This window comes from Armatimonadota bacterium (genome assembly GCA_020354555.1).
Classification (GTDB): Bacteria; Armatimonadota; Hebobacteria.
The window spans coordinates 3,736,708-3,744,708 of sequence record CP070648.1 but is presented as its reverse complement, the minus strand read 5'-3'; the positions used below and the strand labels follow the sequence as shown (position 1 = coordinate 3,744,708).

At 64.0% G+C, this 8,001-nt stretch carries 5 protein-coding genes and 1 other annotated feature; of the genes, 2 read left to right on the top strand and 3 right to left on the bottom strand.

Annotation, left to right across the window (positions count from 1 at the left end; genetic code table 11):
- The 3 genes from JSV65_15295 to JSV65_15285 all read right to left on the bottom strand — a co-directional run.
- Nucleotides 1–1,137: glycosyltransferase family 4 protein (locus tag JSV65_15295; protein UCH33908.1), on the bottom strand; the 1,137-nt coding region annotated here is incomplete at its 3' end.
- 69 nt (nt 1,138–1,206) lie between these two features.
- Nucleotides 1,207–2,565 (bottom strand): phosphomannomutase/phosphoglucomutase, encoded by a 1,359-nt coding sequence (locus JSV65_15290; GenBank protein ID UCH36802.1) that lies wholly within the window; start codon nt 2,563–2,565, stop codon nt 1,207–1,209.
- Between the two features lie 31 nt (nt 2,566–2,596).
- Complete coding sequence (locus JSV65_15285; GenBank protein ID UCH33907.1) at nt 2,597–3,646, bottom strand: NDP-sugar synthase; 1,050 nt, start codon at nt 3,644–3,646, stop codon at nt 2,597–2,599.
- Between the two features lie 382 nt (nt 3,647–4,028).
- Between JSV65_15285 and JSV65_15280 the strand changes: the two genes are divergently transcribed.
- Together JSV65_15280 and JSV65_15275 are read left to right on the top strand one after the other, a co-directional pair.
- Nucleotides 4,029–5,264 carry an MFS transporter gene (locus tag JSV65_15280; GenBank protein UCH33906.1) on the top strand — a complete coding sequence of 412 codons (1,236 nt, stop codon included), beginning with the start codon at nt 4,029–4,031 and terminating at the stop codon, nt 5,262–5,264.
- A gap of 29 nt (nt 5,265–5,293) precedes the next feature.
- The gene (locus JSV65_15275) at nt 5,294–6,394 is read left to right on the top strand and encodes a M24 family metallopeptidase (GenBank protein ID UCH33905.1); all 1,101 of its coding nucleotides are present in this window, start codon (nt 5,294–5,296) and stop codon (nt 6,392–6,394) included.
- A gap of 637 nt (nt 6,395–7,031) precedes the next feature.
- Nucleotides 7,032–7,902 (top strand) — a sequence feature (16S ribosomal RNA rRNA prediction is too short).
- Nucleotides 7,903–8,001 lie beyond the last annotated feature (99 nt).

Genomic DNA, 8,001 nt, shown 5'->3' with positions numbered 1-8,001 from the left:
CCGGTCCCACAGGAGCCTGCGGCCGAAGTCATAGGTCCGCGCCACCATCAGCTCGTGGAGCGTCGGCGAGTCGAGCAGCAGGTTGATGCATTCGGCGATGCCAGCGGGATCGCCGAAATCAGCAATCATACCCCGTCCGTTGCCCAACATCTCGAAGGCGTAGAGGTAGGGAGTACTGACGATCGGAATGCCTGCCGCGACGGCGTAGCACAACGCTCCGCTCACCATCTGCTCCGGGTCGAGGTACGGGGTGACGTATATGTCAGTCGCGTCGAGGTACGAAATGAGTTGAGGCTTCGTCAGATACCGATTGTCGAATACGATGTGCTCCGCCATGCCGAGATCGGCGATCAGGCGCTCCAGCATGTCGCGGTAACTCTCTCCGGAGTGGCGGCGCACGCCGGGATGGGTCTGGCCCAGGATGAGGTAGAGCGCATCCGGATGCCGTTCGACCACCTGCGGCATCGCCCGGATGGCATATTCGATGCCCTTGCCGGGGCTAATCAGCCCGAAAGTCGAGATGACCTTGCGTCCGACAAGCTTCAGCTGCGCCTTCCTCTTCGGCCCGAGTTCCGGGCTGAACTTGGGCGCCCCGTGGTGGATATGTCGGATCTTGTGCGCAGGCACGCCGTATGTCTGCCGGAGAACGTGCGCCGCGATGCTGTTCATGACCACGAACGACTGGAACAGTCGGCACAACTCCTGGGTGACCTCCTTCGCTTCCGGCTCGGGCTTGCGCAGCACGGTGTGGAAGGTGGCCACCGCCGGCTTTCGCAGAGCTTTCAGGAACGGAATCACGTGGTAGCCCCACGACCCGCCGAAAATGCCGAACTCGTGCTGCACCGACACGAGGTCAACGTCAGACACGTTGAGATATTCGGCCGCCTCCAGGTAATCGGCCTGGTTGTTGCGGTCAATGGTGAACCTGACGTGTGGCGAGTAGGTGAGCGGCGCCTCCTCGGTGTTGATGGCGACGATAACGGAATGCGGCAGGGTGCGCTGGCGGTCAACCGCCCGCGTGAGATCCTCGGTGAATGTCGCGATTCCGCACTGGGTCGGCGGAAATGTGCTGACGTAGGCCACGCGGGGGCCGGCTCCGGTCGCATCTCCCTTGGAAAGTCGGACCTTTCCGATCATCCTCAGCCTCCTTTCCGCAGGGACCGCGCCACTCCCGGAATCAACGCGGGCCGCGTCGCATCCGGTCGGTCAACGCGCCTCCGGTAGCGTCACCGAAGGGTACTCCCTCAGCTTCGAGTAGACGACATCCTCGATGCGCGACAGGGCCTCGGGCGAAGTCGCCTCGAATCGCAGCGTAAGGTACGGATTCGTGTTCGAGGCCCGCACCAGCGCCCAGCCTTCGGGGAACTGGATCCTCGCCCCATCAATGTCGAGAACCGGATAGTGGCTCTTGAAGTAGCTCGTGATCTCGTCCACCACCCGAAACTTGTCCGCTTCAGGAGTCGGCGCCTTCAGCTCCGGGGTGTGGTATGTCTCCGGGAGCCCGTCCCAGCAGCGCGACAGCGGCACATTCGCCTTCGAGATGACCCCTAAGAGGCGCGCGGCCGCGTACAGGCCATCGTCGAAGCCATAGTAGTCGTCGGCAAAGAACATATGGCCGCTCACCTCGCCGGCAAGCCGGATCCCGTCCTCCTTCATCTTGCGCTTGATGAGCGAATGTCCTGTCTTATACATGACCGGTTCGCCGCCATGTACCCTAATATCTTCGACCAAATTGTGCGAAGACTTAACATCCATCATCACCTTGGCCCCGGGATAGCGCTCCAGGTAGTCACGCGCCAGGAGGATGAGCAGCTCGTCCGCCTCGTGACGCCGGCCGGTCTCGTCTATCACTCCGAGCCGGTCGCAATCGCCGTCGAGCGCCACGCCGAGATCCGCTTTCTCGCTCACGACCATGCGTTTCAGGTCGCCGAGCGTCGCCTCGTCCTCGGGATCGGGCAGGTGATGAGGGAAAGTGCCGTCTGACACGCAGTAGAGCTCAACGACCTCGCAGCCGATCCGGCGCAGAAGGCCGGGGGCGAAAGGGCTCGCCGTGCCGTTGCCGCAGTCAAGGCATATCTTCAGTCGGCGGTGCAGGCGCGCGCGCCCCGCAATGTCCGATAGGTACTCCTCCGTCACCGACCGCTCGTGCAGCTCGCCTGGGCCAGATGTGAAGTTGCCGTCCTCGGCGATCCGCCGGATCTCTTGTATCTCTTCCTCCGCTATCGCCCGCGCCTCGCGTCCGGTCAGCTTCAGTCCGTTATACTCGATCGGATTGTGACTGCCGGTTACATTGACGCCGCCGTCGAGTCCGAGGTGGCAAACCGCGAAGTAGAGCATCGGCGACGTCGCGAGGCCGATGTCCGTTATCTCGCAGCCCGCTGAGAGCGCGCCGTTGATGAAGGCTTGATGCAAGGCAGGGGAGGAGGTGCGGTTGTCGTGCCCGATGGCGACGCGCGGCCCGTCCTTGCCGCCGATATATGTGCCGAACGCCCTGCCGATGATCTCAGTGCTCTGCGGAGTCAGCTCGTCAGCGACTTTGCCGCGAATGTCGTACGCCCGGAACATGACCTCGCTCAGAACCGGCATGCGCTCCTCCCTAAGCCCCCTGTGCCGTTACATGCTGGCGGTCGCCCACAGCTCCGCCATCGAGACAGACGCCCGGGTCGACCCGGACGCGCCGCCCGACAACGCACCGCGTCAGCGTTGCGCCCGCCCCGACGACTGTACCGTTCCACAACACGCTGTCAACTACGCGGGCACCGGCCTCGACGTGCACATCGTGTCCCAGCACCGCGTACGGCCCGACCGTCGCGCCGGCCTTGATGACACAGCGCTCGCCCATCACCGCGGGCGGGACAACCGTGGCGTCGGGATCGACGTGCACTCCCGGGCCGGCCCACATGCCCGGCTGCACCTCCTCGCCGGCTCCGCGGCGAGGTAGCCTGCCGGACAGGATATCGCGATGTGCCTGGACGTATTTCTCGGCCGTGCCGATGTCCAGCCAGTAGGATGAGTCACGGTAGCCGAACATGGGCACCCCGCGCTCCAGCGCCTGAGGATAGAACTCCCTCTCGATCGAGAAGCGTTTCTCGGCCGGCATCTCCGCCAGGGCCTCCGGCTCGAAGACATAGGTGCCGGCGTTGATGTAGTGGCTGGTGATCTCGTGGGGCTTGGGTTTCTCGCGAAAGCGCAGAATGTGGCCGGACTCGTCGGTTTCGATCACGCCGTAAGGAGTGGGGTCCTCAACATACGTCAGGGAGATGCTGACCTTCGCGCCGCTGCGCTCATGCTTGCGCGCCATGTCGCGCAAGTCGAGCCCGGTCAGGATATCGCCGTTGAAAACGTAGAACGTGCCGTCGAGGAGTTGCTCGCAGTTCTTGATCGCGCCGCCGGTGCCGAGAGGGCGCTCCTCGATGACGTACTCAATGTTGACCCCATGGTCCGCCCCCGACTTGAAGTGCTCGCGGATCGCGTCAGGCAGATAACACGTGGTCAGGATGATGTCCCGGATGCCGTGCGAGTGCAGCCATTCGATCATATGCTCGAGAAAGGGCCGATTGAGCACGGGGACCATGGGTTTGGGCAGGTTGAACGTGAGCGGATAGAGTCGAGTGCTTTTGCCTCCCGCGAGAATCAAGCCCTTCATCTTTGCTCCCGACACGACGTGAGACAACGCACCGCACGAGACGCGAAGGGCGCCGCACACGTAGCCAGCGAGGTAACTGGGCTGCCCCCAAAGCGCGCGGCCCAGTTGTCGGCCCGCGCAGTCAGATAACCGCCCGAATCCGCCCATGATTATACGCAGTCCGGCACCGAGGTGTCAACGATACGTCAGTGGGGCTTGTGCGACAGCCTCGACAGAAACGGCTGACTTCCCAGCAGTCACGCACGACGCGTGGTTGGCTTGAATGTCATCCATGTCATGCCTCAGAGACACTCTTGCGGCCGCCCGTCGTGGGGTGACCGCCGCTCGACGGTGCTCATGGCAGGACTTTGCATGCTTGTACGCAAAGACTCAACACGCAGTCATGCGAACCACCGCATCCACCGATCCATTGCACGACCACTATCGTGAGACACCCCGTTTGGTGCGCGCGCGGCTACTGGCAGGCGTCGCCGTTATGCATGTGGCGATGGGCACGGCGGGAGTAGGCATTTCACTCCTGGCCATCGCTCTCGGGGCGGATTCGCTTGCTCTCGGAGTCATCGGCACCGTCGGCACCGTCGTCTACACGGGGCTCGCGTTTACATTCGGTCGTCTTTCGGATCGCGGGGGGCGGATGATCCTCGTCCGAGTTGCGCCGTTGGCATACGCGGCCGCCTTGCTGGCGGCCACGCTGGGCAAGACCTGGCAGCACTTGATCCCCATCGCGGTTGTGACCGCGGTGAGCATGGCGATGCTGTGGCCGGCGTACATGGCGATGGTCGCCGAAGCCGCGCCACGCGGGCGACTTGCCGGTCAGATCGCCGCGTATAATGTCGCGTGGTGCTCCGGCATCACCGTCGGGAATTCCCTCGGCGGGACGTTCTCGGGGCAGTTCGTGACGCTCCCGCTCTACGTTGCGTCCGCTCTCGCGATTGTGGTCGCGCTGATGCTGGCGGGGCTACGACCCGGAGCGCGTTCGAGAGACGACGCAGCATCCGATGGCCCGCCGGATGGGGTAGTGCCGGTGTCGGTCCACCGAGCGCGCGCGCTGCTGCTTGCCTCGTGGTGCGCGATGTTCGCGTCCGTCTTCGGGGCGGCGAGCCTGCGCGTACTGTTCCCCAAGCTCGCGTTGGACCTCGAGTTCCAGCCTGCCGTGATAGGGCTCGTCCTCGCAGCGCTCACCGCGGGTCAGGCAATCATGTTCCTCGTCCTGGGCGGGGGCGCGTGGTGGCGTTACCGGCTTCTGCCCCTTGTCCTGGTTCAGGGAGCATCCGCCGTGGCCTACGTCGCGGTTGGCCTCGTCCGCGCACCTGCCGCCTTTGGCGCGGCGTTCGCCGTAATCGGCGCGGCAGGCGCCCTCGCCTATACGTCAAGCTACTACTACGGTGTCAACCGAGCGGCCCGCCGCGGCGCGTTCACCGGAATCCACGAAGCCATTCTTGGCGCAGGAGGAGCACTCAGCCCACTGCTCGGCGGCATCCTGGCGCGCGAGGTGAGCTTGCGCCTTCCCTATTTTGTGGCCGGCGGGGTCATCGTGGCAGCGATTGGCGTCGAGGTCGCGCTCCACGGCTTTTGGCAAAGAGGGGAGCGAACCCGCCAAGCGAATCGAGACAGTTGACGATGTGCGACGCACCGAAGGAGTTGCTTATGTCCCCCGAAACCGAGCTTGGCCGAAAACAACGCCTCGTGCTTGAGTTCCTTGACCGTGAGGACCTGGACGGTCTGCTGTTGTCCAAGAACGCGAACTTCGCGTGGGTGACGTGCGGCGGCAGCAATCACGTCGCGGTCAACAGTGACACCGGCGTGGCGCACGTTCTGGTCACGCGCCACGGCAGGTGGGTCATCTGCGACAACATCGAGTCGCGTCGCGTGATGGAGGAGGAAGTCGCGTCGCTCGGGTTCGCGTCCGAGTCCTTCTACTGGTACGAGAATAAGCTGGCGGAAGCTGTGGAGCGGTTGGCGCCCGGAGCCCGAATCGGCTCCGACACCGGACGTGCCGGCATGGAGAACGTCGAGGCGCGGCTTGGCCCGTTGAGGGCGAGCCTATTGCCCGAGGAGGTAGATCGCTATCGCAGCGTGGGCGCGGCGACGGCCGCGTGCATGACCGAGGCATGTCGGAAGGTGCGGCCCGGCGTGACGGAGCATCAGATTGCCGGCATGTTGGGCGAGGAGATGCTGGCGCGCGGCGTGTTCCCTGTGGTCATTCTGATCGCGGCCGACGATCGAGCGTTCAACTACCGCCATCCTATTCCGACTGGCAAGCGCGTCGAGAGCCACGCGATGCTCGTCGTTTGTGGGCGCAAAGGCGGGCTCATCGTCTCGATGACGCGACTCGTACACTTCGGTGCGCTGCCGGCCGAGCTTCGGCGCAAGCACGACGCCGTGGCCGCGGTTGATGCAGCGTTTATCGCAAACACCACGCCTGGCGCGCGGGTGGGCGATGTATTCAGCGCGGCCGTCGAGGCGTACGCCGCCGGCGGTTTCCCGGATGAGTGGAGACTCCATCACCAGGGCGGCCCCACCGGTTATGTCGGGCGTGAGTTTCGCGCTACGGCTGACACAGAGCAGATCGTTGTGGATAAGCAGGCGTTTGCGTGGAATCCATCTATCGCCGGTACGAAATCCGAGGATACGATCATTGCGTTGAGCGACGGGCCGGAGGTGATTTCGGCGACGCCCGAGCTGCCGGTGATTGAAGTCGAGGCGGCCGGCCAGGTAATCCGGCGCTCCGACATACTCATCCTGTAGCGCGTCTCGATGTTTGGCGGCCGGCTGGTTGTGCGAGCAGGGCGGCTCGCGGGCGAGGGACGTCCTTTGCAGTGCCATGGGGGACGTCGTCGCGCACCCCAACGAAGGGCTCGCCGTTCGGGCGGGCTCAAATACGCCAGTAGCCTTGCTGACTGGTTGCGATCCTGCGGCTCAATGTCCGTCTCGCGGCTTCCGAAGAGGAGCGCGGGGGCTTGACAAAGCTGTTTGGTATGCTATAATTACCGATGGACTAAGGTAGGCACCTTGAGTTTGGCCTGCCTGCGGGCAGGTGGGATAGGCGGAAAGAGAGGCATCGGGCCTCTCTTTCATGCGCCTATTTGCGGCCTTGTGGGGGGTGGGTAGGCGAGGGGTGCAGGTGGTCCGAGGCCGGTGGTTCGCGGGGGGAGTGGACGCGGGGCACGGGCGTCGGACTGGGCAACCCACGCACCTTGACAACTGAACAGCGCAGAGACAGATGGTGTGAGCCAGCTTGTCCGCCGTCGCGATGAGCGGCGGTGGCGCCCTGCGGGGTGACGGTGTTGCCCTTGCGGGGTGAGTGGAGAAAGAGCCCGCCCTGGGAGCGCCTCGGCGCGAGTTGGGGAGGCTTGCGGGGAGGGGCTTGAAGTTAATTACTGGAGAGTTTGATCCTGGCTCAGGACGAACGCTAGCGGCGTGCTTAACACATGCAAGTCGAGCGGGCTCATTGACGCGAAGGGGCTTCGGCTCCGGAGGGTTGATGAGCGAGCGGCGAACGGGTGAGTAACACGTGAGCAACCTACCCCGGCGTCTGGGATAACCACGCGAAAGCGGGGCTAATACCGGATACTGTCCCTGGGGCGCATGTTCTGGGGAGCAAAGGAGCGATTCGCGCTGGGAGGGGCTCGTGGCCTATCAGCTAGTCGGCGGGGTAACGGCCCACCGAGGCGACGACGGGTAACCGGCCTGAGAGGGTGGCCGGTCACACTGGGACTGAGACACGGCCCAGACTCCTACGGGAGGCAGCAGTGGGGAATCTTGCGCAATGGGCGAAAGCCTGACGCAGCGACGCCGCGTGGGCGAAGAAGGCCTTCGGGTTGTAAAGCCCTGTTGGCGGGAAAGACACACGACGGTACCCGCTGAGGAAGCCCCGGCTAACTCCGTGCCAGCAGCCGCGGTAAGACGGAGGGGGCGAGCGTTGTCCGGAATTACTGGGCGTAAAGGGCGCGTAGGCGGCTTGCTAAGTCGGTTGTGAAAGCCTCAGGCTCAACCTGGGGAGGCCAGCCGATACTGGGAGGCTTGAGTGCAGGAGAGGGAAGCGGAACTGCCGGTGTAGCGGTGGAATGCGTAGATATCGGCAGGAACACCCGCGGCGAAGGCGGCTTCCTGGACTGCAACTGACGCTGAGGCGCGAAAGCCAGGGGAGCGAACGGGAGTAGATACCCCGGTCGTCCTGGCCCTAAACGATGAGCACTTGGCTGCGGGTTCATCCACGAACTCGCAGCCGTAGCGAAAGTGGTAAGTGCTCCGCCTGGGGAGTACGGTCGCTAGGCTGAAACTCAAAGGAATTGACGGGGGCTCACACAACCGGTGGAGGATGTTGCTTAATTCGAAGCAACGCGAAGAACCTT